Source organism: Opitutus terrae PB90-1 (assembly GCF_000019965.1).
In the GTDB taxonomy this organism is placed as follows: Bacteria; Verrucomicrobiota; Verrucomicrobiia; order Opitutales; family Opitutaceae; genus Opitutus; species Opitutus terrae.
In genome coordinates this window covers 5,681,434-5,703,497 of sequence record NC_010571.1, presented here as the reverse complement: position 1 = coordinate 5,703,497, position 22,064 = coordinate 5,681,434, and the positions used below count along the sequence as shown (strand labels likewise).

Below are 22,064 nucleotides of genomic sequence, written 5' to 3'. Positions count from 1 at the left end.
GCGCCACATCGATGTCGGTGCCACACGCGAGCGCAGGTCCGCGGCGCGACGGCGTCAGTCACAAACGCGTCCACGCGAAGGTGCATTTTTCGAGAATCATTGCGCAGATTTTCAGATTTGTGCGAGCGACACACCAGGTGGCGCGTGAGCTGCATAAGCCGCGCAATCCATCATGAAGCCGCATCACGCCAGCTCACTCGCCATCGCCGCACTCCTCGCAGCGCCACAGCCGCGCTCGCGACACCATCGGTTCAGATCTGGAGTCGGTCCACCGACATCCGGCCTTACTCCGCGTGGCACCTCGCGGCGGGTACCTATATGCCCACCAGCAAAACAGTGCCCGGCACGAACAACCTTGATGCCAGAGGTTTCACGGTCGCCGTATTCTCCGCTCAAAGTGGTCCAGCGCGATGCCGCATTTTTTCATGGATATGGGTATGAGTTATCCCCCAGATGACCGCCCGTTCAATTTGGACGCCAGGTTCGGCACGCCCGGAAATCAACCTCGTGGGAACAATCGGCCCGTGGGTTTAGTTGGCGTCAGGCTGAGGTAGCTTGAAGCCGATCGCCTCCCTCAACCCCTTCGCCTGGGCATCCAGGATGCTTAAGCCGTCTTCCCGTGCTGCCACTGCGACACGTACGACGATCTCAAGCTGTTCGGGGGTGAGCTTCTTCGCGGCCTCCTGCACGGCGTGGGCTTGGCTGGTTGTCATTGGCTTCGCCGGCTCAAAACGGTCGCAAAGCGCGAGAGCTGCCTCGGCTTCTCATCGTCGTTGGAGTCGCCATTCCGTGCCCTTGCTCGGGCCGCGGGGTCGCAGAGGTACTTCGCTCCATTGATTCGATTGTTGTCCGCGTCGACGTCCATCCGAAGAACGCTCACCGATCAGACGCACCGAGGGATCGAAGATTCCATCCTACGGGGCGGCTGCGTCTAGCGGGCCTGGCTGCAACGAACTCCCGCACGACCGCCCTCAGCCGGTGATGGCGCTCGTCGAGCGCGATTTCCTCCCGGGTGCGGATCCGCTCCCGAAACGCCCAGGCATTCCGCACATTTTGGAGGGCTCGCCGTTCCAACTGGCGGACTCGTTCGCGCGTGATGCCAAACCGGAGGCTCACCGCGTGGAGCGTCTGCGGCTCGTCGCCATCCAATCCAAAGCGCAGCCGGAGGATGGTGGCCTCGCGTACGTCTAGGGTGGCGATGATCGCGCGCAGATCGCGTGCGGTCGTGGCATCTCGCAACTGCGTGAAAGCCGTGGGCGCGCGTTCGTCGCGGATAGTTTCGGACAGCCGCCTCGATTCGCTTCCGGTCCCGACCGCGGCATCGAGGGAAAACGGAGCGTCGCCGGCCGACTTCCAGAGCGCGATCTTCTCCACGGGTGCCTGTAACTCGGCCGCGAGTTCGTCGGTGGTCGCCTCCCGTCCGAATTGCTCGCTCAAAGACGCTTGCGCCCGCCTAAGCCGGGCGATTCGGTCGAGCATGTGAACCGGCAGCCGGATCGCCCGGGCGTGATGCGCAAAGGCGCGACGGATGGCCTGTCGGATCCACCATGCGGCATAGGTCGAAAGTTTGCCACCGATTCGCGGGTCGAAGCGATCAACAGCATGGATGAGACCGACGTTGCCCTCGCTGATGAGGTCCGCGAGCGGCAGGCCATACTGCGCATAGTCTTTGGCGATCCTGACGACCAGTCGCAGGTTGGCCCGGATCATGTGGTCACGGGCGCCGGCATCGCCCCGCCGGACGCGTTCCGCGAGCGCGAATTCCTCCCGCGCGGTGAGCAGCGGGGTCTGGCCGATATCCTGAAGATAAATTTGGAGGCTGGAGCGACCGTCGGATTCAGCGGCGTCCCGCGCGCTCGATCGTCGAGAGAGGACTTCGCCGGTCGATGGCCCGATCGATTCGTTGTCGATAAGATTCATCTGGCGGCAATGCTGGACGCGCGGCCCGGATCGTCGACGGGGACCTCGATCCCGCTGGCCGATACGGAGGTGAAGATGGGCGAGCGCATCACGCGGGGCCGCCGGCTGGCAACAGGTCGTCGAGCGAGTCGGTCTCGGTGTTGATGTCTCCGAACAGCCACGACGAAAGATAGCGTTCGCTCGAAGACGGCATGATCGCGACGATCAACTTGCCCGTGTTTTCCGGGCGCTGCGCGAGTTGCAGCGCCGCCCACGCCACGGCGCCCGACGAGATTCCAACCGGAATGCCGTCGAGTTGGTTGATCTGCTTAGAGAGCGAGCCCGCCTCGGTCTCTTTCACGCGAATGATTTCATCGTAGATCGTCGTGTTGAGAACCTGGGGCACGAAGCCGGCGCCGATGCCTTGGAGCTTGTGCGGTCCGGGCTGGCCGCCGGAGAGCACGGGCGAGCCGTCGGGTTCCACCGCCACCACGCTTATACCAGGTTTGCGCGCTTTGAGCACCTCGCCGACGCCGGTGATCGTGCCCCCGGTGCCGACGCCGGCGACCACGATGTCCACCTTGCCGTCGGTATCGCGCCAGATCTCCTCGGCCGTGGTGCGGCGGTGAACGGCCGGATTCGCCGGATTCGCGAACTGCTGAAGGATGACGGCGTTCGGGATTATGCTCGCGAGCTCCTCGGCCTTGGCGATCGCACCTTTCATCCCTTTCGCTCCCTCCGTGAGCACAAGGCGCGCCCCGAGGATCTTCAGCATCTTTCGCCGCTCGTGAGACATCGTCTCCGGCATGGTAAGAACCAGTTCAATTCCCTTCGCCGCGGCGACGAACGCCAGCGCGATGCCCGTGTTGCCGCTGGTCGGTTCGATAAGGACGGTGTCGCTCGTGATCCGGCCGCACGCGAGCCCGTCTTCGATCATCGCCCAGCCGATGCGATCCTTGACGCTGGAGAGCGGATTGAAAAATTCGAGTTTCAGCAAGACTTCAGCCTGGACGCGGTGCGCGACCGCGGTGCGATTGAGCCGCACGAGAGGGGTATTGCCAATGGTTCCGGTAATGTCGTTGAGTATTTTGGTCATAGTGGAAATTCCCGACGCGATTGCAGCGCGTGGCTGGAACTGTAAACGGTTCGCCCGCGGAAGAAGGACGAATTGCGGACGCGCCGTCCGCCAGCCCTAGTGGTGGTGTCCTGACGACGGCGTCGAATACGGCGACCCAGACGGAGAAAAATGCATCGACTGGCAGCCGGCGGCAAAGAGCAGCACGGCCATTAGCCCGAGGGGCGGCAATTATTCGAACAAACCCGTTGGCTCGTGAGATGTTTTTCATGAGTCACAGGAACGAAATTTAACGCGCGGCCCCTTGGAGCGCCTCGGCTTCGCCAGCGATCGGCGCGCGTTCGCGCGGCGAAGGCACCGGGCCGAAGATCGCGGCGCCACTGCGCCATTTCTCGAGTGGCAGCGCCGCAATCATCATCACTGCCAGCTGGCTCAACGTGAACGCCACCAGCCAGAACGCCGCCGAGTTGGTGAAGCCGTAGCTGTGCAGCCCAACTCCGAGCATGTTCACGCCGAACCAGCTGGCCGCCGTAACGACGTTGCCGAACACGGCGAGGTTCATCAGCCCGCGCTGGCGCACCATGCCGGCCCAGCGCGCGTGCAGGATGAGCGAATACCACAGCACGATCACGAGCGCGCCGTTCTCCTTCGGGTCCCAGCCCCAGAAGCGCCCCCAAGACTGATCCGCCCAGATGCCACCGAGGACGGTGCCCGCGAGGTTAAACAACGTCGCGAAGCACACGACGCCGTAAACCATCCGCACGAGTCCGTCGGCGGTGCGGCGATCGAGCGATTTCGTGAACGCGCCGCGAACGATGTAGATGATCGCGAGAAATCCGGCGAGGAACGCCGCGCCGTAGCCCATGGCCATCGTGACGACGTGCGTCGCGAGCCAGAAATTCGAGTCGAGAACCGCGCGCATCATTTCCATCGTGTCGCCACCCATCGAGAGATGATGGGCGATCACAAGGGCGCAGAAACCCACGGCCGCCGCCGCCACGCTCGCCACCGCATTTTTGTAGATCGCTTCGATGACGAGGCACAACGCTACCGCCACCCAGCCGACGAAAAGCGCCGACGAGTAGAGATTCGTGACGGGTGGCCGGCCTTCGATCCACATGCGCGTGGCGATGCCGGCAGTCGTCAGGACAAACGCGAGCGCCACGAGCCAGAACGCGATGCGGCGCAGCCCGTCGGGCCACGCGAGCCACGAGACCAGCGCCGCGATCGCCGCCATCACAAACAACACCATGCTGGTGTAGAAAGGCTGCGCGGAGTTGAAGCGGGTCTCCACGCCCGCCTTGGCGAGGGCGGTGGCATACCGCTCGTCAAATCGCTCGTGCAGTGTCGCCACGGCGACGTTGAATCCTGCTGCTTTCGTCCCGCCCGGGCCGGCCGACCCCCAATTTTTGCCCGCTTGCGCATACGCAAGGACGGTCAAATTCACTTTGCCGGCCTCGATCGAATCGACCAGTGCCTGCCCGGGCGTTTTCCAGTTGTTCATGTCTGCATCCGCTCCGGCGGACGGAACAGCGATCAGATAGCCGGCCGATGCCATGAAGTCGAACTGCCGAACAAATGCAGCCATCCGCGCGACCGCGGCTTCGTCATGGGGTTGGCCGCGCTGTCGCGCGCGCACCGCCGCGAGGTTCGCCGGCAGCGCCGCCTCAAGCGCCACGACATCCGAAAAAAAGCCGGGCGTGGCATCGGGCTGCATTGTGTATTTCAGTCGCTGGTAAAGGATCAGACGATTGCGCAACTGGAGAACCTGCGCTTGGAATGGCGTCCGGCGGGCCGGCTCGACCTCGTCCGCCAGCTTCGCCTGTCGCTCCACTTCGGAAACACCCGCTGCGAGCTGCGCATACGAGAAGCGCTTTCCGCCGTCGCCGTCGGCCGGCCGCAATTTGAACAGCTCGAGCACCTCCGGATTCTCGATCAGGAAATGCCGGTAGGTATCGGCGGCGGCTGGTGCGTAGAGCACGTCGAGCAGCCACTCGATCGGTTGCAGCGCGCGGCCTTCGGGCGTGGCCACACGCTGGCGCCCCTGCAACATGAGGAGCGACGTGCGTGCGACGGTGTCGAACGGCTTCAGCCGGCCGTTGAGCAGCACTGGAAGCCGACCGAACGACGCGACATCGAAGTCGGATTTGGCGCGCGGCGGCAGCAACGTGCTGGCGACGCCGATCACCACGATCAGCACGACGGAGAGCGGGAGGTATTTTTTCATGTGGCGAGCGCCCGGCGATTCCCGGCCGGGCGGCGGCGAACGAAACCGATGAGGTGTAAACCGAATTGGACGGCGAGCCCGAGGCCCATCATCGCTGACGAGACATACGGCAGGACCCAACTCGGGTTGCGCACCACCTGCAGTCCCGTGAAACCCTCGGCCTTGTTCATCTGGTGCTGGTAAAACGTGAGCCCGCGGTAGCGCAGCGGATTGTTCATGAAGATCGTCACCTCACGATCGTCACGACGGTCGTCGCTGCGCACGCGTACGCGGCTCGCGAAGTTTTTCGGAATGTCCGAACCGGGATAGGTGTCGTGCGTGACCTGCAGCAGCGTGACGCTGTAGGGCACGTAGTAGCGTTTCGCCCGCATTCCGATCTGGTATGTGCGTCCCTCGTGGGTGAAGGACTGCGGCTCCGCCAGACCGGGAGATACCAGCCAGGTCCCGAGCGAGTGTGCGGCGGTGATCTCGACGAAAGCTGCGGGCACCCTGCGCTCGTCGGACTTCGAAACCTGCTTCAACCGCTGCACCGCGATCCGCGGACCGACGCCCGCCGTCGCCGGACTCGGCGGCGCATGCGGCGACTGGCTGCGCATCTGCAACTCCGCATTCGGCGCGTAATCGGTGACACGAAGCTGAAACGGCAGCGCCGGGTCCTGAATCGCGCCGCGCCCGACGAGCAGCGCCTCGGGAATCGAAACGACGCGATCGGTCTTCTCGCCGCTCGTGTCGATGATGACGAGTTCGTTGCGCTGGAAGTCCTCCATATACCGACGCGTTTCGCCCTCGCGAAGCTGCAACAGACTCTCGCGCTGCCAGAGGCCGGTCAGCAATTCGCCGAAAAGCAATAGGATTAACCCGGCATGCGTGAGCTGCACGCCCGCGCTTCGCCACGAAAAGCGGAAGCGGTAAACGTGCGCCGCAATCAGGTTGAGCAGCAGCAGCCCTCCGATGAGATAGCCGCCGGGAAAAAGCGGCACGGCAATGTTAGTGCCGGGCAGCCGGCCGAACACGATGAACGCGCGCAGGTATTTTTCCTGCACGGCGAGCAGACCTAGGTTCACCTGGTCGAGCGTCGCCGCGACCACCAGCAATATCGACAGCACGATCAGCACGACCGTGAGGCGAAGCGAGGTGAAGAGCGCGATCGGGGAAGAGAGAAATCGGCGCATGGATCAGCGGGTTTTAACGGAACGCAGAAACGCGGCGAATGCGGGCTTCTCCATGCCGATGCAGTGATCGTGCCCGGTCAGTTTGAAGAACCAGGTTTGCCCTTCAAACCCGGCCACAGCGGCAAGCATGCGCGCCTCTGTGCCGTTCGCCTTCCCGGCGAGATCGAAGAGTGTAAATGTAATACCGCTGGCGGGTATCGTCTCTGCCATGCGCGCGATTTCGTCCGCGCCCAGCTCCGGCAAGCCGAGCTGAGCGCGCCACCGGTTCACGTTGGCCGTCAGCCCGCCCGCCGTGCCGCCGAGCACGGAAATCGCAAGGTCGGCCTCAGTGCCATCGGTCATCGGCACGCCGAAACTCGCCACTCGCATCGCGGACGGCGGCTTCGCTTTCCAGTGCGACTGCGGTACCCATATGAGCGGACCAGCCGCCTCGGCTGCCGCGGCTGGCGCAGCGTGATCGCGGGCGTGTCCCGCCTGACTCGCTGCGGCGGCAGGCACAGACTCTTTCGCGATCTCGTAACTTTCGATCCGCCGCTCGTTGCAGCCGGAAAGAAGCCCGACCGCTAACGCGGCGCCCACATACCCCGCCACAGCGACCCTTCGGCCACCGGTCTCACCACTGGCTTGTTTCATGAGTTTCCAGCATCGCAGAATGGACGGCTCTCGTTCTCCGCAATATCCGCGAAAGACTGTGCATTTCTACAGGCCGCGTGGCCGTGCGTGCAGGACGCCGCGCGACGGGCAAGTCGGAAACGTTTCTCTCACACTGCGCCAGCGCGACTGGCGAGTCTCCGCCATGTCGCCGCGGGGCAACAACGGGCTGCGTTCCCTGTCCGCCGGCGCTTACATTCGGAGCAGCGATGCTCTGACCTCTGGTTCTGCGGCAGATTTCGGCTCCGCCCGGGATGGAACAAGTATCAAGCGTCGCCGAAACTCATTTCGCTCCCGAGTGCGGCACGCAATTTCGCTTTCGCATGATAAACCCGCGTCTCAACGGCCTTAGGCGATATGCGCAGGAACTCGGCGATTTCGTTCTGGCTGCGTCCCTCGAGTGCGAAGAGAACCAACGCTTCCTTCAGTTTTCTTGGCAGCCGGTCGATCGCCGCCTGCAACCGGCTGAACCGGTCGGCATCCGCAGCCCTGACGGATGGGGCGGGCGCGCTGTCGGCGACCTCGAAGCGCGGACCGTCGTCGTGCGCCGGCGCATCCAGGGATACATCGGCGCGCCGGCGTCCGAGCCGCCGGCCGTAATCGCGGCAGAGATTGAGCCCGATCGTGTAGATCCAGGTTTTGACCGACGATTTGGGCGCGAACTTTCCGGCTTTGAAATACACCCGCACGAACGTCTCCTGCACCACATCGCCGGCGGCGGTTTCGTCCCGCAAGTAGCGGAAAACGAATCGGTGGAGCGGTTCGCGGTGGCGGTTGATCAGCTCGTTAAGCGCCGAATCATCGCCGGCCTGAAGCGCTTCGATGAGCGGCAGGTCCGGGTCCACGGCGTCTTAAGGTTCCTGATCGAGTGCGCGCTGCGCCAAATTCAGGAGCTTGTCCGCCTGTTCGGGGGTAAGCACCTCTCGCATTTCGAAGACGTGCTCGATCGATGCCTTCTGGAGCTCTCCCATGATATGGTGAATCTTCTCCACCGCGGCGGAGACTTCAGGCGAGTAAGCCTTTCCGCGGCCAATGGCGACGGCCAGTGCGTGATTCGCATCGCGCATCTGCGCCTTCATTTGCTTTTCTCTGGCGGCAAATCGCGTTTCGATCGGCTCAATCGCCTTCCGCTGTTCCGGCGTCAGATTGAGCTCTGCGTGCAACCATTCGTGCGCGTCAGTGGATAGCGGCGACGGTTGCGCTGCCACCCAGCGCAGCGTGCAGAACGACGAAAGCGCAGCCACGGCGATGACCGCAACGAAGAAACCTACGATGGCCTTCATAGGTCAACGATGCGCGACCATGTTCGCCCGTTTAGTCAGCAGCGTCGCGGGCATGCCCGGTGAATGCGCCGAGAACACGTCCAAATGAAGTGACGTCTGCGCGAGCTGAGCATCGGCGGAAACCCGCGCCGCCGCCGCGGGCAGGACTCCGGCGAGCAGCGCGACGGCAAGGCCCGCGACTGCAAGCCGTGGTTCGGCGAACAGTTCCTGCCAGCTCAGCGTTGGAAATATCCCCAGCCACCAAGAGCGCCGCCGACGCAGTTCGATTTCGCGCCACACTCCCGAAGTCAAGCGATCGGGCGGAGGCGGCAGCGGTTGTTGGGAATAGGCCTGCAGCAAATGATCCAGTGGGTCCGAGTTCATGGTGATTACAGTTTAACGTAGCTACCGGCCGGTTTCCCTCAATCTTCAAGGGAGAAACGTCGATTAACCGCAAAACTCATCGAGTAGTAAATTGGGCCTTGCGGCGCATGCCGGTCTGTTCCCCACATGCTTGTGCCGCACCCATGACAACCCGCAAACGTGCAACGTTGATCACCGCAGGCGCCGTTGGGCTGAGCAGTGCGGTGCCCGCTCTGTCTTCCGCCCCGGAAGTGAGCGTTACGTCGACGCTTGTATCGGACTACGTCTTTCGGGGCCACCGGCTTGGCGGGGCTTCGGTTCTGCCCGCCGTGGAGGTAAGTGCAGGTGGACTGATCGCCGGGCTCTCTTCCAGAATTCCAGTCGAAGGTCCGGGGCGGAACGAGCCCGGCGCTGAGCTTGACCTTTATGCTTCGAAGGGTTTCACACCGGCGGCGGCGGTGCGGCTCACCGCCGGTTTCTCAGTTTATGTTTTTCGCGAAGTGGCTGTGAATTCCGGCTACCGCCGCACGCTGTCCGAGCCGAATCTTGCGCTCAGCTACACTCTTGCAGGCATCAGGTTCACCTCGTCGTGTTACTACGATCTCTCCCGCAAGGGTCCGACGTTTGAGCTGGTGGCGGACGTTGCGCTGGCGCTGACAAAACTCGGCACTGAACTCGACCTCGCGGCGACCATTGGGGGGTATCGGCTGCGCGAAGCTACTGATGTCGGTACGTCCAGCACCAGAATCGGCGGCGGTTACTGGTCGCTCGCCGCTTTCCTGCCCTATCAGATCACGTCGGCGTCGAAGATCCAGATTGGCCTCACTTACTCCGCAGCGTTCGACTCTTACATCCAGCAGGCTGCGACGCCGCGGACCACCCATCCTCTTTCCACGCGGCGGGTTGCGCTCAAACTCGGCTACTCCATTTCATTCTGACCATCTGCGCGCGACAGAACCGATTCACCAGCGGGCGAGGTTCCTCGCGCATCAGCGAAATTTGTGCCCCAAAACAGGCCGATGCCCGCCGGCCGCGACGTGATGTGGGCAGTTCTGTGAGAGGAAATGCCGAGGGATTGACCAGCGCCTGGGCGTATAAGGACCGAGGCCGGGTACGTGCCGATCCCGGAACAGCCATGCAACTGAAGACCATTCGGATCGAAAAACCGGACACCGCGAACTTGATTTTCGGCCAGTGCCGTAGCGCGAAGACGCTGGAAGCCATTCACGTCGCCCTGGAGCAGATTGGGTCCGGGTTCCCGTTCGGAATCGCGTTCTGCGAGGCTTCCGGCAAACGTCTCGTGCTTTGCGCAGGAACGGACGAGGTGATGATCGAACTCGCGAAGAAGAACGCCGCCGCAATCGGCGCAGGGGACACGTTTCTCGTCTTTTTCGGCGCGGTGCCCCCCTTCGGCGAAATCCTCGCCGCAATCAAGTCCCTGCCCGACGTGTGCGGCATCTATTGCGCCACCGCCAATCCCCTAGAAGTCATTTTGGCTGAAACGTCGCAAGGCCACGGTGTGGTCGCCGTCGTGGATGGCTACAGCCCTCAGGGAATCGAATCGCGTGAAGATACTACGTGGCGAGAAAACTACCTTCATCATGTCACTGGATTCGGCAAGCTGGGCGATCGGCCGCGGGAACCGAAGCCGAGTTGAAACCCGATGATGAGGCCGGCGCCCCTAGCGGCACGGCGTACACGCAGGGCGGATCGTCCCGCACGGGCGCGTTGGCACCTGCCAGTGGATCAAGGTGATTACCTCCACCCATTGTTCGACAAGCCGCGGCGCTGGCGTTCGTACGATGCCCACCGCGAGGCGGCTCGATGAACTTGAAACATTCCTGCTTCGCCAGTCTGTCTCTTCCGCTCGACCCGGCGATGCCTACGGACTGGATCCCTGCCTTTCGAATCGAGCTAGGGCGGCTTTCATTTCGGCAATCTCGCGCTCCTGGGACTCGATAATGGCCTTGGCCAGCTCCTGAGTTTTCGGATCCCTCAACGTTGCGTTTCGGCTCACCATGATCGCCGACGAATGATGCGGGATCATTGCCTTCATGTATTGGGCATCGGAAATCGGCGTCTGGGTTCGCAGCAAAACCAAGCTGCCGACGAACACCACCACGGATCCGATCAGAATAGCCAGGTTCGCCGTGCGGCTGGGGTACATCGAGCGCATCAGCAGCAGCATCGTGATGGCCATCGGCGACACCATCAACAACGTCATGTACACTCTGCTTAAGCTCAACACGACATGGTCCCAGCGGTCGACGTTGAGGAACATCACTCCATACATCGTGAAGAAGGAGATGGTCATGATCACAGCGAATCTGAGGTAAGTGCGTGAGTGCATCTTCATTGTGGTTGCGATGAGTTGTTCGGCGGATGACGGATTTTTTTTTGGGGGGGGAGAGGGTCCGTTCCAAGCCGGAGTTGAACCCCAGCGTGGGACGGGAATAGAGCCTTACTCGGTCGCCATCGTTTGGTAACGTTTCAGCTGGTCGATGTCGTGTTCCTGCTCCTTCGCCGCCTTCTCGGCGAACTCCTTCACCTCATCGCTGCTCGCGCGCTTCCCGGCCAGTTGAGCCATCTCCGCACCCATGCGGTGGTGCTTGGTCATCTGCTCGACGAAGACACGGTCGAACTCAGCCCCGGAGGCCGACTGAAGCCGGCTCATCATCGTGTCCTTCATTGACTCGTGCATGCCGGGCATGGCGGCGTGAGAACCGCTCGCGTCGTGCATGCTCCCACTCTTATGGCTGGTCGCGGGAGCCGCCGCGGAGTGACTGGTCGCGGCCTGCCCGGACGTCTGCCCGTGCGCGCCCGAGTGACCGCTTTCAGAGGTGGCATGGCTGCTGACTTTTTCGCCCAGCATGGTTTTCATCTCCTTGATGTCCTTCTCCTGCATGCGTGCGGTGTTCTCCGCCTGTCGCTTCAGGCCCGGTTGCTGCGCCCGCGCGGCGGCGAGCTTCGCCATTTCCAGCCCTTGTTGGTGATGCTGGAGCATGTGGCTGAGGAACCGCTGATCGAACTCCTTGCCGCTCGTCTTCTCCAGGTCCTTGGTCATCGGATCAGCGGCGAACGCCGCGCCCAGCATAAACGCCAGCCCGAGGCCGACGACCCCCGTCTTGGTGATCTTTTTCATGATTTGGATATTTGGTTTTGGATTCAGCCGAAAAGGGGGCGCGCTTGGAGCCACAGTGCGGTTGGGTCGCTAGAACCATGCCCTGATGCCGAACACGGCGGCCGCAACGGATACCTCCTCACCGGCCCGTCGCCGCAGTCCGGAGGTTTCACCAACCGCCCGCCGCCAGGTCACGCCGACATATGGTGCGAACTGCCGATCGATTTCGTACCTGAGCCGCAGCCCAATCTCGACCTCGGTAATCCCGGTTCCGGTGCGCCGTTTGGGATCGCTGCTGGCGGCTGCTGAGAGGTCGATCCGTGGTTCGAGAACCAGCCTTTGCGTGATCAACTGCTCGAACGACGCCTCAAGATCGAACGTGACGTCACCCTCGTCGCTCAGGAAAAGCGTCGGTTCAAGTTCGAACCAATATGGGGCGACGCCCTGCAACCCGAGCGCGAGATAACCACGCGTGTCGTGCGTCTCGCCGCTATATTGCCGATCCAGGCGCACGCCCATCTGAACGTCCCAGTAGGGATGAATCAGCCGGCCGTACAGAGCCTGAAGCTCGATTTCCCCGGTTTTCGGCGTGCGCGTCTCCTGCTCGCCCTCGGCCTTCCACCAGAACCGGTTGAAGTCGCCGCCCACCCAGCCTTGCGCATCGACGATCGCGGCGTCCGAAGCTTCGCCGGTCCGGAACTCCAATTTCTCGAACAACACGAAGTAGTTGATCGTGCTATCGTGAATCGGTGGAGCCCAGCCGGGCGGCAAATCATAGCCGTTGTGCGACTGCGCAGGCGGTTCAGCGGCAGACAGCGCGCCGCACAACCCGAGGACCATCGTGAGCACTCGCGTCTTCATGATGCTCGGTATCAGGCCACCTCGAAGACACGGAACATGCCGGCCTCCATGTGATATTGGAGATGACAGTGGAAAGCCCAGTGCCCCGGCGCATCCGCCGTGACGAGCACCGACATTTTCTCCGCGGGTTTGACGGTGACGGTGTGTTTCAACGGCGGCAGTCCGCCCGCGCCGTTCTCGAGTTCCATGAACATTCCGTGCAGGTGCAGCGGATGTTCCATCATGGTGTCGTTGATAAACGTGATCCGGACGCGCTCGCCGAACCGCAGGCGCACCGGCTCGGCTTCCGAAAACTTCTTTCCATCGAAACCCCAGACGAAACGCTCCATGTTTCCGGTGACGTGCATCACGATCTCGCGCGTCGGCTCCGGCATCGCGCGGTGGTCGAGAGCGACGAGATCCCGATACACGAGCACGCGCCAGCCGTCCTCGCCCAAGCCCAACCCTGGTTCGTGCGCACGGCTCACGGGCGACATCGCCATCATCGCATTGCCCGGCCCAAAGCGGTTCTCCGGCATCTCCATGTCGCCATGACCGGCGGAATGCGGGTCGTTCGTTGCCGCGGCTTCATTCGTCGCCGCGCTGTCGTGGTCTCCCGTATCGTATCCTCTGTGTGCCGCCTGCGCGTTCGGCGCGACAGCAGCGCCATGTCCAGCGTGATCCGCGCCGTTGTCCGCCGCCGCATGCGAGGAGGTCTTCGGGCCGTGATCCATCGCGCCGGAATCTTGAGCCGAATGATGCGCGGCGGCACCGCCGTCCATCGCTCCGTGCCCGCCGCTGTGTTCAGAACTTCCCGAGGGCGTCCCGCGCGTGTTGGTGCCTTGCGCGTTTCCGCTCATGTCGTGCCCGCCCATGCCCATGTCCGCCATCGTTCGCACCGGACGCTTGCGTCGCTCCGGAACGGGCCCGCGCAGTCCCTCGCGCGGAGCGAGCGTGCCCAGGGCGTAGCCGCTGCGGTCGGTCGTCTCAGCGAAGATCGTGCAGGGCCGTTCGTCCGGCAACGTCACGAGCACATCGTAAGTCTCGGCCGCGCCCATCCTGAACTCCTCCACCTCGACCGGTCGCACGTGCTGCCCGTCCGCCTGCACCACGGTCATCTTCAGCCCGGGGATCCGCACGTCGTAGTGCGTTGTCGCGGCAGCGTTGATGAAGCGCAGCCGCACGCGTTCTCCTGCGCGGACGATTCCCGTCCACGCATCCACCGCAGTCCGGCCGTTGAGGAGATAGGTGAAATGCGAGCCGGTCAGGTCCGCAATATCCGTCGGATCCATACGCATCCGCGCCCAGGACGACCAGTCCTCCCATGCCTCGTCCCAGCCTTTCCTCGCGGCATCGTTGAAGAAATCAACCGCCGTCCGCCGCTGCATGTTACTGAAATTGCTCCGTTTTTTCAGCTTGGCGAATAGTACGTGCGGATGGGTGAAGGTCCAATCCGACAACACCACGACGTGCTCGCGGTCGTAAGCGAACGGCTCGGGCTTGATCGGATCGATGATGATCGGGCCATACTGCCCAAGCTGCTCGTGCATCGCCGAGTGGCTGTGATACCAGTAGGTGCCGTATTGTTTGACGGGGAACCGGTACACAAACGTCTCTCCAGCCTCGATTCCCTTGAAGCTCACGCCCGGAACGCCGTCCATCGGCGCGGGCACGAGCAACCCGTGCCAATGAATTGAGGCTTGCTCGTCGAGTTGATTCGACACGCGCAACTCCAATTCGTCCCCCTCACGGAAGCGAAGCGCCGGTGCTGGCAGCGAGCCATTCACGGCGACAACGTGGCCAATCCGTTCGCCGATCGGCAGCGGCACCTCGGAGATCGAAAGGTCCAACACCTTCACCGCTCCGTTCGCATCCGCCGGTGCAGTGCTGCGCGGCCGATGGCCTTCGTGCGGGGCTTGGGCCCAGCCGGGCGCGATCCGGGCTAGCGCAGCGCAGAGCGCGAGCTTGCCGGCCGCGGTGAGGAAATCGCGGCGCGAGTGCTCGGCCCAACGTGGCACGCGGCTGAACGGATACAAACTCGGCTGCTCGGGCATGATGATTCGAACAACGACAGTGGAGGTGTTTCTCCGCGGACATGCACTAATCAGGCGGGTTCGTCAGCCCGCTCGATATCCTGCGGCATTCCTTCGCAAGCTTGTGCCAGCAGAACCTTGCGGACGGCATCGGCTAATCTACGAGGCGGGCAGCTGCGTTTCCTCCCCGGGTGAATAACCAGTCCGGTCAGTGGTATGGTTCTCAGAGCCGCGTTCTCCGCAGCCGCAACGCGTTCGAGATCACACTCACTGAACTCAAGCTCATCGCGGCGCCCGCGATGATTGGGCTCAGCAGAAGTCCGAAGAAGGGATAAAGAATTCCCGCCGCGATCGGCACACCCAGGATGTTATAGCCGAAAGCGAAGAACAGGTTCTGCCGGATGTTTCGCATCGTCGCCCGCGACAGTCGGATCGCCTTCGCGAGACCTCGCAGATCGCCTTTCACGAGCGTCACGCCCGCGCTTTCCATGGCAACGTCCGTGCCCGTTCCCATTGCGATTCCCACATCCGCTGCGGCGAGCGCCGGCGCGTCGTTGATTCCGTCGCCCGCCATCGCCACTCCGCGGCCGCCCTGCTTGAGCGACTCGACCAGTCGAATTTTGTCCGCCGGCTCGACTTCCGCCTCAAACCGATCGATCCCGAGCTGTTTCGCCACCGCCTCTGCGGTGCTCCGATTGTCGCCGGTCGCCATCACGAGCTTCACTCCGAGTTGATGAAGTGCCGCCACGGCCTCGCTTGTGGTCGCCTTGATTGGATCGGCCACCGCGAGCAATCCGGCCACCTGATCATCGATCGCGACAAACAAAACCGTCTTCGCGGCTCGCTGCAACGCGGCGGCGCGGTCGGCCGAATCCTGTGAAATGGATACACCCTCGGCCGAGATAAACTTCGCTTTGCCGACGAGCGTCCGACGCCCGTTGATTTCGCCCGCCACGCCGCCGCCGGTGATCGAGCGGAACTTCGCTACCTCGGCCAATGGGATCTTCCGCTCCTCGGCGCCACGAACGACAGCGGCCGCGAGCGGATGCTCCGACGACCGCTCAAGTGACGCCGCATACCTCACCAGCGTCCCCTCGTCGACGCCCGCGAATGGCACAACGTCGACCAACTCGGGGTGTCCTTCTGTGAGCGTTCCCGTCTTGTCGATGACCAGCCATCCCACGCGGCCCAGGAGTTCCAGCGCCTCCGCATTCTTGACGAGCACACCTTCCTGCGCGCCGCGCCCGACACCGACCATGATCGACATCGGCGTCGCCAGCCCCAGCGCGCAGGGACACGCGATGATCAACACGGCCACGGCGCTGACGATCGCATACGCGAGCCGCGGCTCTGGTCCCACGAAATACCAGAGCACGAACGAAAGCGCGGCCACCGCGATCACCGCCGGAACGAACACCGCCGCCACGCGATCGGCGAGGCCTTGGATCGGAGCGCGGCTCCGTTGCGCCTCGGCGACCATCTTCACGATGCGCGCCAGCATCGTATCGGCGCCGACCTTCTCCGCCCGGATTACGAGACTGCCCGTCGTATTCACCGTGCCTCCGGTCACGCGATCGCCCGGGCTCTTCTCCACCGGCATCGACTCCCCGGTCAGCATCGACTCGTCAACCGACGATGGGCCCTGCTCAACTTCTCCGTCCACCGGCACTTTTGCACCCGGCCGCACGCGCAGCCGGTCGCCCACGCTCACCTCCGAAAGCGGAATCTCTTCATCGCGATCATTCGCGATGCGCAGCGCCGTGGGCGGCGTCAGATTCAGCAGCGCTTTGATTGCCCCGGACGTTCGCGCCCGCGCGCGCAGTTCGAGCACCTGGCCGAGCAGGACGAGCACGACGATGACCGCCGCCGCCTCGAAATACAGGTCAACCACGCCGTGCGCCCGCATCGTATCCGGAAAGACCTGCGGAACCAGCAGCGCCACGACGCTGTAGCTCCAGGCGGCGCCAACTCCGACGGCGATCAGCGAAAACATGTTGAGGTGTCGCGTGCGAAACGAGCGCACGCCGCGAACGAAGAACGGCCAGCCCGCCCAAAGCACCACCGGCGTGGCCAACAGGAACTGCGCCCACCGGCTCACCGGCGCGTTCGTCACGTGCGCGAGCGACGGCACCAGGTGCAGCATGCCGAGCACGAACACCGGCAACGTCAGCGCCGCGCCGATCCAGAAGCGGCGTGTCATGTCGCGCAGCTCGGCGTTGTCCTCCGGCGCGGCGGAGACCGTCTTCGGCTCCAGCGCCATGCCGCAGATCGGACAGCTGCCCGGGCGATCCTGCTCGATCTGTGGATGCATCGGGCAGGTGTAAAGCGTCCTCGCCGGCTCGGCGAACGCCGGATTGCGCTCCAGCGTCATTCCGCATTTCGGGCAATCGCCAGGCCGATCTGACTCCACGCCCTCGCACATTGGGCAGTAATACTTCGCCGCGGATGACGGCTTAACGTTCGCGTGCTCGTGCCCAAGATCGTGACAAGAATGGTCATGGTGGTCACCATGGTGACATTCCTGGTGATTCCCGTTGCCGCGATGGCGGCTCGTGCTGTCGTGACCGCCCGTGCCGTCGGGCTCGGTCGCCTGTGTCTTTTTATGAGGATGGGAGTGGTGCTTCATAACCAAGTTGACGGAGCCGATCGAAAGATCTTACGGGGTCATTTCGCGCGAACCTCGGAGCCTTTCGGCGCATTCGCAACCGAAGGTCTGCCACCGAGCGACCCTTCGCACACGAACGCGAGGTGCCGGCGAAGTGCGATCCGCGCACGATGCAACACGACACAAAGCGTCGGCACGGAGATCCCCATCTCATGAGCAACCAGCACAGCCGGCTCTCCTCGCAGGTCGATGCGCCGGATCGCTTCGGCGTATCGCGGCCGAAGCGCGCCGAGCACGCACTGGAAGCAGCCGCCAACCACCGTATCGAGTTCCGTGCTGATTGCCCGGTGCGTCCCGGCTTTCTGCCGAAGCCGCTGCATTCGCCCACCTGCCGCCGGGCTGCCGCTGGTGCGATTCGTCACCGCCAGTCCGAGAACGCGGTAAAACCAGCCCACCATGCTCTCGCCACGTCGCATGCTGTCGCACCGGTTCAGCGCCGCCGCCAAGCTTCCTTGCATGAGATCTTCGGCCGCCACCGGGCACCCGAGTTGTTGCGTGAGCAGACCGTGGAAAGCAGCTCGATGCGCAAGGAGCCGATCCACGTCCGCGGCCGACAAGCGACGATGTATGCCCGGCTTCAGCATCGTCCTTTCCCTGATTTCGCGCGTTGGCTTGAGCCGCCATCACGACCGGCCGGCCGCACCGCCTCACGCCCCTGCATTGTCATTACTGCTTCCATCCTGTGGATGGACAACAACGGTCGAGAGAGAGGCGCGAACAGTTCCATGGCTGCTAGGCTGAAAGCTCTCCGCTAATACGCCCGCGAGCGTAGAACCCCTCGGAAAATCTGCAGTCGGCTTTTCAGCCGATCGGGAACGCGGAATAGTGTAATGAAAGGCCCGTAGCGTGCCCGACCCCGGGTTGGTCAGCCCCTCCTATTGTTCCAACGCGGCCGGGAGGTATGGTGTGGCGGTACGTCGCGATGCGATATCCGCGGCGTGCCTGCCCATTATTAGCCCCCCAAACTTTCCCCCGTGCATGGCGATCGGCCCTGAGCCGAGAGTCGGCGCGGACCCTCGTAACAAAACAAAGGAGAATCCCAATGCCGCATCAAAAATACCAGGACTGTATCGAAGCCTGCCACAAGTGTGCCGTCGAATGTGAACATTGCGCGACGGCCTGCCTGCACGAAGACGACATCAAAATGATGGTGCGCTGTATCGAGCTCGACCGGAGCTGCGCCGATATCTGTGCTCTCGCCGAACGCGAGATGGCGCGGGGTTCGGAGTTCGCCGAGCGCGTCTGCCAGGTTTGCGCCGAGATCTGCCAGGCCTGCGGTGATGAATGTGCGAAGCACAAGATGGATCATTGCCAGCGCTGCGCGGAGGCGTGTCACCGTTGCGCCGAAGCGTGCCGCGAAATGGCCGGAGCGACCGCTGGTGGTCGCAGCATGACCGACAAGCTACTCGGCCGCTAAGACGGAGTGCTGCGCGTCGGACGTTCCTCCGGCGCGCAACCCCACGTCCATGAGCGCTTGGAAACCAGTCGCCGCAGTCGCCGTCCTCTTCCTGCTCGCGGGCAGCGGCTGCTATTCGACGCGGCCCAGCTCGGGCGCCGGACAGACGGACTTTTCGCCTCCGCGCCGCGTCGCGGCTTCCGACGTCGCCGTGCCGCCGGGCTATGTCATCGAGGCAATCGCCACGGATCTTACCTTCCCCACGGGAGTGACGTTCGACGATACCGGTGCTGCGGTGGTTGTGGAATCCGGGTATTCCTACGGTGAGGTCTTCGCCGAACCACGCCTCGTGCGGGTCGACAGCAGCGGCACGCAAGTCATCGCGCGCGGCAACAACGATGGTCCGTGGACCGGCGTCACGTTTTACGAAGGCGCGTTCTATGTCGCGGCAGGCGACGTCAAGGGGGACGGCAAGCTTCTCCGCATCGATCGCGACGGCAGATCGACGGCTTTGGTCACGGGACTTCCCAGTCGCGGAGATCATCATACCAACGGGCCAGTCGCCGGGCCTGATGGTTGGATCTATTTCGCGCAAGGCACCGCGACGAACTCCGGCGTCGTGGGAAAAGACAATGCCGACTTCGGCTGGCTCCGCCGCTTTCCGGATTTCCACGACGTTCCTGGCCAGGACATCACGCTGGCAGGAGTGAATTACGGGTCCGGCAATCCGCTTGGCGCCGACGAACAACGCGAGGTGGAAACGGGCGGATTCGCGCCGTTTGGCACCGCCTCCCGTGCCGGACAGATCGTCAAAGGCCAGGTGAAGGCGAGCGGGAGCGTGCTCCGCGTTCGGCCCGAGGGGGGCGAACCCGAACTGATTGCCTGGGGTTTCCGCAATCCTTTCGGCTTAGCCTTCTCCCCCGAGGGCGCGCTCTTCGTCACCGAGAACGGCTACGACAACCGCGGCAGCCGTCCCGTTTGGGGCGCACCCGATTTTCTTTGGCAGGTTGAGCGCGGCCGTTGGTATGGCTGGCCTGACTTCGTGGGTGGCGAGGCCATCACCAGCGAGCACTTCAAACCGCCGGGCAAACCTGCCCTGCGCTTCCTGCTCGCCCAGCATCCGGGCGAGCCGCCGCAGCCCAAAGCTCGATTCGCAGTTCATTCGTCGGCGGACGGATTCGACTTTTCACGCGCAGAGGCCTTCGGCTATGTCGGCCAAGCCTTTGTCGCGCTGTTCGGCGATGAGGCTCCGACGACCGGGAAAGTGCTCGCAGCGGTCGGTTGCCGGGTGGTGCGGGTCGATCCGTCGAGTGGCATCATCGAAGACTTTGCCGTCAATAGGGGCAAGATCGCCGGTCCGGCATCGAAGATCGGGGGCGGTGGACTCGAGCGGCCGGTGGCGGCGCGCTTCTCCCCCGATGGCGGCGCGCTCTACGTCGTCGATTTCGGCGTCATGCTGCACGACCAGCAAGGCGCGAAGCCTCAGGCCGGCACCGGCGTTCTCTGGCGTATCCGCCGCGGCGATCTCCAATGACCGCGCAATCAAGGCCGATGATGAGCGTCAGCGCGCTCGCACTCGGAGTGCTGGTCACGGCGTGTTCCTCTGCTCGCCGATCGGAACCCATCCTCGGGCGAGTGGCCGTGGCGGAGGCTGGTTTCGGTTCGGGCCGGCACGTCTTTGCCCAGCATTGTCACACCTGCCATCCGGGCGGTGAAGCGGGTTTGGGCCCGGCACTAAACAATAAGCCGCTCCCGCGCGCACTCATCAAGTTTCAGGTCCGGCACGGCCTCGGCGCGATGCCCGCATTCAAGGAGGACCATTTGAGCGATGGCGAGCTCGACGAGCTGGCGGCGTACGTCGTCGCGCTGCGCGACGCCCGCTAGCCCGGCCCAGAAGCATCTTAACCATCGGCGGCGCCCCAGCGAGCCCTGGAGTGCACGACCGCCACCCAAAACCCGGCTCAAGAGGAAACTACCATGTTAAAACAGATCCTGCTGCCAGCGCTCGTCGCGTTGACGCTCACCGCAACCAGCTTTGCTGCCGCGCCCGCTCCTGAGCGCGACCAACGGAGGTTCGAAATCCGGTCTCTGCAAATGATGATCGATCACCACTTCGCCGCGGTGAAGATGTCCGAGCTGTGCGACGGCCGAACGGTGCATGCCGAGTTGCAGCAAATATGTGACGACATCGAGACATCCCAAATGGAGGAAATCGTCATGATGCAGTCCTGGCTTCAGAGCTGGTACGGCATCACTCACCAACCGAAGCTCGACCGTAAGTCGCAGCGGCAGGTGCAGTACTTATCGACCCTCACCGGCGAACGCTTCGAGAAAGCGTATATGGCGCTGATGATCGAGCATCACTCCATGGCCGTCAGGATGGCGTTGGAGATCCTGAATGAAGCCTATCATCCAGAAATGCTAAACATGGCCGCGATGACGCTGGCGAAACAAGGCGACGAGATCGCACAGATGCGCCTCTGGCTTCAGCAGTGGTACGGGATCAACGATCTCGATCACCACGATCGTCGGTAGCTGGTATTTAGGTTCGATCCGTGCAGGCCGGGGAGCTTCTCCCCGGCCTTTCTGCATATTGCCGAGCCGAAGAGCAGGCCTCAGGTTGAATCCACGCGGCGCCTAAATCCCCAGAGCCACCCGCGCCGCTCGCAATCGATGCTCGCTGCGCTCGAATCTTTCCAGCACTGCCCCCGTCCGGCGCGCCCCATTTTATGGGCGGGTCAAGGTAGTATCGCTGCGCGATCTCCACCACGCGCAAACATTCCGCTTCCCCTTCGTTGCGGACAAGTCCGCGGCCTCGGCGCTCCATCCAGCGCTTTGACTTCCGCCCATCCCGAGCGGGCGCTCAAACGGGCAGCACCCGCGATAACTCAACATGTCGTTGAGAAGGGAAACGCAGCTCGCGCGAGCGCTCACGATGCGCGTTTTCGAATGCAAACTCACTTATTCACTCGTTTCCCTCGGCGAAGAAATCCGGCTCGATCGTCCCGAGAAAGTCGCCGATTACCTCAGGTCCGCGTTCGATGACAATCCGATGCAGGAGGCGTTCTACTGCGTCTATCTGGACCGCAAGAATCATCCGCTGGGCCGTCACCTCATCACGCTTGGCACGGTCGACTCGACACTCGTTTCATGTCGCGAGGTTTTCCGCGGTGCGATCGTTGCTGGATGCAGCGCGTTGGTCGTCGCGCACAATCTATGTGCTGCAGCACATAGGTTGTGTTATGTGACGAGCCGAGCTATGTGGAGTGCATGCGGTCCTTTCACTCGGGGTTCGCTCTGCGCGTAGGCTGGATCGCTGCACATAGCTAAATCAGTTTCCCGCGGTTTTTGCGCGCCAGT

At 63.1% G+C, this 22,064-nt stretch carries 22 protein-coding genes and 1 pseudogene; 8 read left to right on the top strand and 15 right to left on the bottom strand.

The features are described from left to right. Window positions 1-530 precede the first annotated feature (530 nt). The 10 genes and pseudogenes from OTER_RS22260 to OTER_RS22220 form a co-directional block, all read right to left on the bottom strand. Entirely contained in the window at window positions 531-689 is a 159-nt protein-coding gene (locus tag OTER_RS22260; protein WP_237702411.1) for a PH domain-containing protein, read from the bottom strand. A 187-nt stretch (window positions 690-876) separates the two neighbouring features. Beyond that, complete coding sequence (locus OTER_RS22255) at window positions 877-1,710, bottom strand: sigma-70 family RNA polymerase sigma factor (RefSeq protein WP_237702410.1); 834 nt, start codon at window positions 1,708-1,710, stop codon at window positions 877-879. A 30-nt stretch (window positions 1,711-1,740) separates the two neighbouring features. Beyond that, window positions 1,741-1,920, bottom strand: a pseudogene (locus OTER_RS27100) (sigma-70 factor domain-containing protein); the annotation flags it as partial. 88 nt (window positions 1,921-2,008) lie between these two features. After that, window positions 2,009-2,995, bottom strand: coding sequence for a cysteine synthase A (gene cysK, locus OTER_RS22250; RefSeq protein WP_012377192.1), 987 nt, complete (start codon window positions 2,993-2,995; stop codon window positions 2,009-2,011). Between the two features lie 268 nt (window positions 2,996-3,263). Next, window positions 3,264-5,201 carry a cytochrome c biogenesis protein gene (locus tag OTER_RS22245; protein ID WP_012377191.1) on the bottom strand — a complete coding sequence of 646 codons (1,938 nt, stop codon included), beginning with the start codon at window positions 5,199-5,201 and terminating at the stop codon, window positions 3,264-3,266. Then, window positions 5,198-6,373, bottom strand: a complete 1,176-nt coding sequence (locus OTER_RS22240) for a cytochrome c biogenesis ResB family protein (RefSeq protein WP_012377190.1) — start codon at window positions 6,371-6,373, stop codon at window positions 5,198-5,200. The genes OTER_RS22245 and OTER_RS22240 overlap by 4 nt, the downstream gene beginning before the upstream one ends. Window positions 6,374-6,376: 3 nt before the next feature. Next, window positions 6,377-7,006, bottom strand: coding sequence for a hypothetical protein (locus tag OTER_RS26785; protein WP_012377189.1), 630 nt, complete (start codon window positions 7,004-7,006; stop codon window positions 6,377-6,379). 284 nt (window positions 7,007-7,290) lie between these two features. Beyond that, window positions 7,291-7,869 carry an RNA polymerase sigma factor gene (locus tag OTER_RS22230; RefSeq protein ID WP_012377188.1) on the bottom strand — a complete coding sequence of 193 codons (579 nt, stop codon included), beginning with the start codon at window positions 7,867-7,869 and terminating at the stop codon, window positions 7,291-7,293. Window positions 7,870-7,875: 6 nt separating this feature from the next. Next, window positions 7,876-8,307 (bottom strand): Spy/CpxP family protein refolding chaperone, encoded by a 432-nt coding sequence (locus tag OTER_RS22225; RefSeq protein ID WP_012377187.1) that lies wholly within the window; start codon window positions 8,305-8,307, stop codon window positions 7,876-7,878. A 3-nt stretch (window positions 8,308-8,310) separates the two neighbouring features. Next, window positions 8,311-8,670: a hypothetical protein gene (locus tag OTER_RS22220; protein ID WP_012377186.1), complete on the bottom strand. Its 360-nt coding sequence runs from the start codon at window positions 8,668-8,670 to the stop codon at window positions 8,311-8,313. A gap of 143 nt (window positions 8,671-8,813) precedes the next feature. Between OTER_RS22220 and OTER_RS26005 the strand changes: the two genes are divergently transcribed. Together OTER_RS26005 and OTER_RS22210 are read left to right on the top strand one after the other, a co-directional pair. Continuing rightward, window positions 8,814-9,587 (top strand): hypothetical protein, encoded by a 774-nt coding sequence (locus OTER_RS26005; protein ID WP_012377185.1) that lies wholly within the window; start codon window positions 8,814-8,816, stop codon window positions 9,585-9,587. 197 nt (window positions 9,588-9,784) lie between these two features. Then, a complete protein-coding gene (locus tag OTER_RS22210) occupies window positions 9,785-10,306 on the top strand; it encodes an adenosine-specific kinase (RefSeq protein ID WP_012377184.1) in 522 nt (173 codons plus the stop codon). Window positions 10,307-10,531: 225 nt separating this feature from the next. Here the strand turns inward: OTER_RS22210 and OTER_RS22205 are convergent, their stop codons facing one another. The 5 genes from OTER_RS22205 to OTER_RS22185 form a co-directional block, all read right to left on the bottom strand. Beyond that, window positions 10,532-10,963, bottom strand: a complete 432-nt coding sequence (locus tag OTER_RS22205) for a DUF305 domain-containing protein (RefSeq protein WP_202796012.1) — start codon at window positions 10,961-10,963, stop codon at window positions 10,532-10,534. Window positions 10,964-11,110: 147 nt separating this feature from the next. Further along, window positions 11,111-11,791 (bottom strand): DUF305 domain-containing protein, encoded by a 681-nt coding sequence (locus OTER_RS22200; protein ID WP_012377182.1) that lies wholly within the window; start codon window positions 11,789-11,791, stop codon window positions 11,111-11,113. Window positions 11,792-11,860: 69 nt separating this feature from the next. Beyond that, window positions 11,861-12,631, bottom strand: coding sequence for a copper resistance protein B (locus OTER_RS22195; protein ID WP_012377181.1), 771 nt, complete (start codon window positions 12,629-12,631; stop codon window positions 11,861-11,863). Between the two features lie 11 nt (window positions 12,632-12,642). Then, entirely contained in the window at window positions 12,643-14,664 is a 2,022-nt protein-coding gene (locus tag OTER_RS22190) for a copper resistance system multicopper oxidase (RefSeq protein ID WP_012377180.1), read from the bottom strand. Between the two features lie 202 nt (window positions 14,665-14,866). Further along, window positions 14,867-17,269: a heavy metal translocating P-type ATPase gene (locus tag OTER_RS22185; protein ID WP_148218212.1), complete on the bottom strand. Its 2,403-nt coding sequence runs from the start codon at window positions 17,267-17,269 to the stop codon at window positions 14,867-14,869. Window positions 17,270-17,460: 191 nt separating this feature from the next. Here OTER_RS22185 and OTER_RS26330 point away from each other — a divergent pair, with 191 nt between their 5' ends. The 6 genes from OTER_RS26330 to OTER_RS25475 all read left to right on the top strand — a co-directional run bounded on the left by OTER_RS26330 (window position 17,461) and on the right by OTER_RS25475 (window position 22,011). Continuing rightward, window positions 17,461-18,063 (top strand): hypothetical protein, encoded by a 603-nt coding sequence (locus OTER_RS26330; protein ID WP_158305508.1) that lies wholly within the window; start codon window positions 17,461-17,463, stop codon window positions 18,061-18,063. 287 nt (window positions 18,064-18,350) lie between these two features. Next, window positions 18,351-18,725 carry a four-helix bundle copper-binding protein gene (locus OTER_RS22175; RefSeq protein ID WP_012377177.1) on the top strand — a complete coding sequence of 125 codons (375 nt, stop codon included), beginning with the start codon at window positions 18,351-18,353 and terminating at the stop codon, window positions 18,723-18,725. A 49-nt stretch (window positions 18,726-18,774) separates the two neighbouring features. Beyond that, on the top strand, window positions 18,775-20,238 hold the full coding sequence (locus OTER_RS22170) for a PQQ-dependent sugar dehydrogenase (RefSeq protein ID WP_012377176.1): 1,464 nt from the start codon (window positions 18,775-18,777) through the stop codon (window positions 20,236-20,238). Continuing rightward, window positions 20,235-20,588: a c-type cytochrome gene (locus OTER_RS22165; protein ID WP_148218211.1), complete on the top strand. Its 354-nt coding sequence runs from the start codon at window positions 20,235-20,237 to the stop codon at window positions 20,586-20,588. The genes OTER_RS22170 and OTER_RS22165 overlap by 4 nt, the downstream gene beginning before the upstream one ends. A gap of 93 nt (window positions 20,589-20,681) precedes the next feature. Continuing rightward, a complete protein-coding gene (locus OTER_RS22160; RefSeq protein ID WP_012377174.1) occupies window positions 20,682-21,239 on the top strand; it encodes a DUF305 domain-containing protein in 558 nt (185 codons plus the stop codon). A gap of 400 nt (window positions 21,240-21,639) precedes the next feature. Further along, complete coding sequence (locus OTER_RS25475; protein ID WP_237702408.1) at window positions 21,640-22,011, top strand: JAB domain-containing protein; 372 nt, start codon at window positions 21,640-21,642, stop codon at window positions 22,009-22,011. Window positions 22,012-22,064: the final 53 nt, after the last annotated feature.

Excerpts from the sequence above, each read along its gene's own strand:
- OTER_RS26785 (WP_012377189.1), bottom strand. The coding sequence starts at position 7,006 with ATGAAACAAGCCAGTGGTGAGACCGGTGGCCGAAGGGTCGCTGTGGCG.
- OTER_RS22205 (WP_202796012.1), bottom strand. The coding sequence starts at position 10,963 with ATGACCATCTCCTTCTTCACGATGTATGGAGTGATGTTCCTCAACGTC.
- OTER_RS26330 (WP_158305508.1), top strand. The coding sequence starts at position 17,461 with ATGAGCAACCAGCACAGCCGGCTCTCCTCGCAGGTCGATGCGCCGGAT.
- OTER_RS22185 (WP_148218212.1), bottom strand. The coding sequence starts at position 17,269 with ATGAAGCACCACTCCCATCCTCATAAAAAGACACAGGCGACCGAGCCC.
- OTER_RS22220 (WP_012377186.1), bottom strand. The coding sequence starts at position 8,670 with ATGAACTCGGACCCACTGGATCATTTGCTGCAGGCCTATTCCCAACAA.
- OTER_RS22165 (WP_148218211.1), top strand. The coding sequence starts at position 20,235 with ATGACCGCGCAATCAAGGCCGATGATGAGCGTCAGCGCGCTCGCACTC.
- OTER_RS22245 (WP_012377191.1), bottom strand. The coding sequence starts at position 5,201 with ATGAAAAAATACCTCCCGCTCTCCGTCGTGCTGATCGTGGTGATCGGC.
- OTER_RS25475 (WP_237702408.1), top strand. The coding sequence starts at position 21,640 with ATGCGCGTTTTCGAATGCAAACTCACTTATTCACTCGTTTCCCTCGGC.
- OTER_RS22190 (WP_012377180.1), bottom strand. The coding sequence starts at position 14,664 with ATGCCCGAGCAGCCGAGTTTGTATCCGTTCAGCCGCGTGCCACGTTGG.
- OTER_RS22210 (WP_012377184.1), top strand. The coding sequence starts at position 9,785 with ATGCAACTGAAGACCATTCGGATCGAAAAACCGGACACCGCGAACTTG.
- OTER_RS22195 (WP_012377181.1), bottom strand. The coding sequence starts at position 12,631 with ATGAAGACGCGAGTGCTCACGATGGTCCTCGGGTTGTGCGGCGCGCTG.
- OTER_RS22225 (WP_012377187.1), bottom strand. The coding sequence starts at position 8,307 with ATGAAGGCCATCGTAGGTTTCTTCGTTGCGGTCATCGCCGTGGCTGCG.
- OTER_RS22175 (WP_012377177.1), top strand. The coding sequence starts at position 18,351 with ATGCCGCATCAAAAATACCAGGACTGTATCGAAGCCTGCCACAAGTGT.
- cysK (WP_012377192.1), bottom strand. The coding sequence starts at position 2,995 with ATGACCAAAATACTCAACGACATTACCGGAACCATTGGCAATACCCCT.
- OTER_RS22200 (WP_012377182.1), bottom strand. The coding sequence starts at position 11,791 with ATGAAAAAGATCACCAAGACGGGGGTCGTCGGCCTCGGGCTGGCGTTT.
- OTER_RS22240 (WP_012377190.1), bottom strand. The coding sequence starts at position 6,373 with ATGCGCCGATTTCTCTCTTCCCCGATCGCGCTCTTCACCTCGCTTCGC.
- OTER_RS22255 (WP_237702410.1), bottom strand. The coding sequence starts at position 1,710 with ATGATCCGGGCCAACCTGCGACTGGTCGTCAGGATCGCCAAAGACTAT.
- OTER_RS22170 (WP_012377176.1), top strand. The coding sequence starts at position 18,775 with ATGAGCGCTTGGAAACCAGTCGCCGCAGTCGCCGTCCTCTTCCTGCTC.
- OTER_RS26005 (WP_012377185.1), top strand. The coding sequence starts at position 8,814 with ATGACAACCCGCAAACGTGCAACGTTGATCACCGCAGGCGCCGTTGGG.
- OTER_RS22160 (WP_012377174.1), top strand. The coding sequence starts at position 20,682 with ATGTTAAAACAGATCCTGCTGCCAGCGCTCGTCGCGTTGACGCTCACC.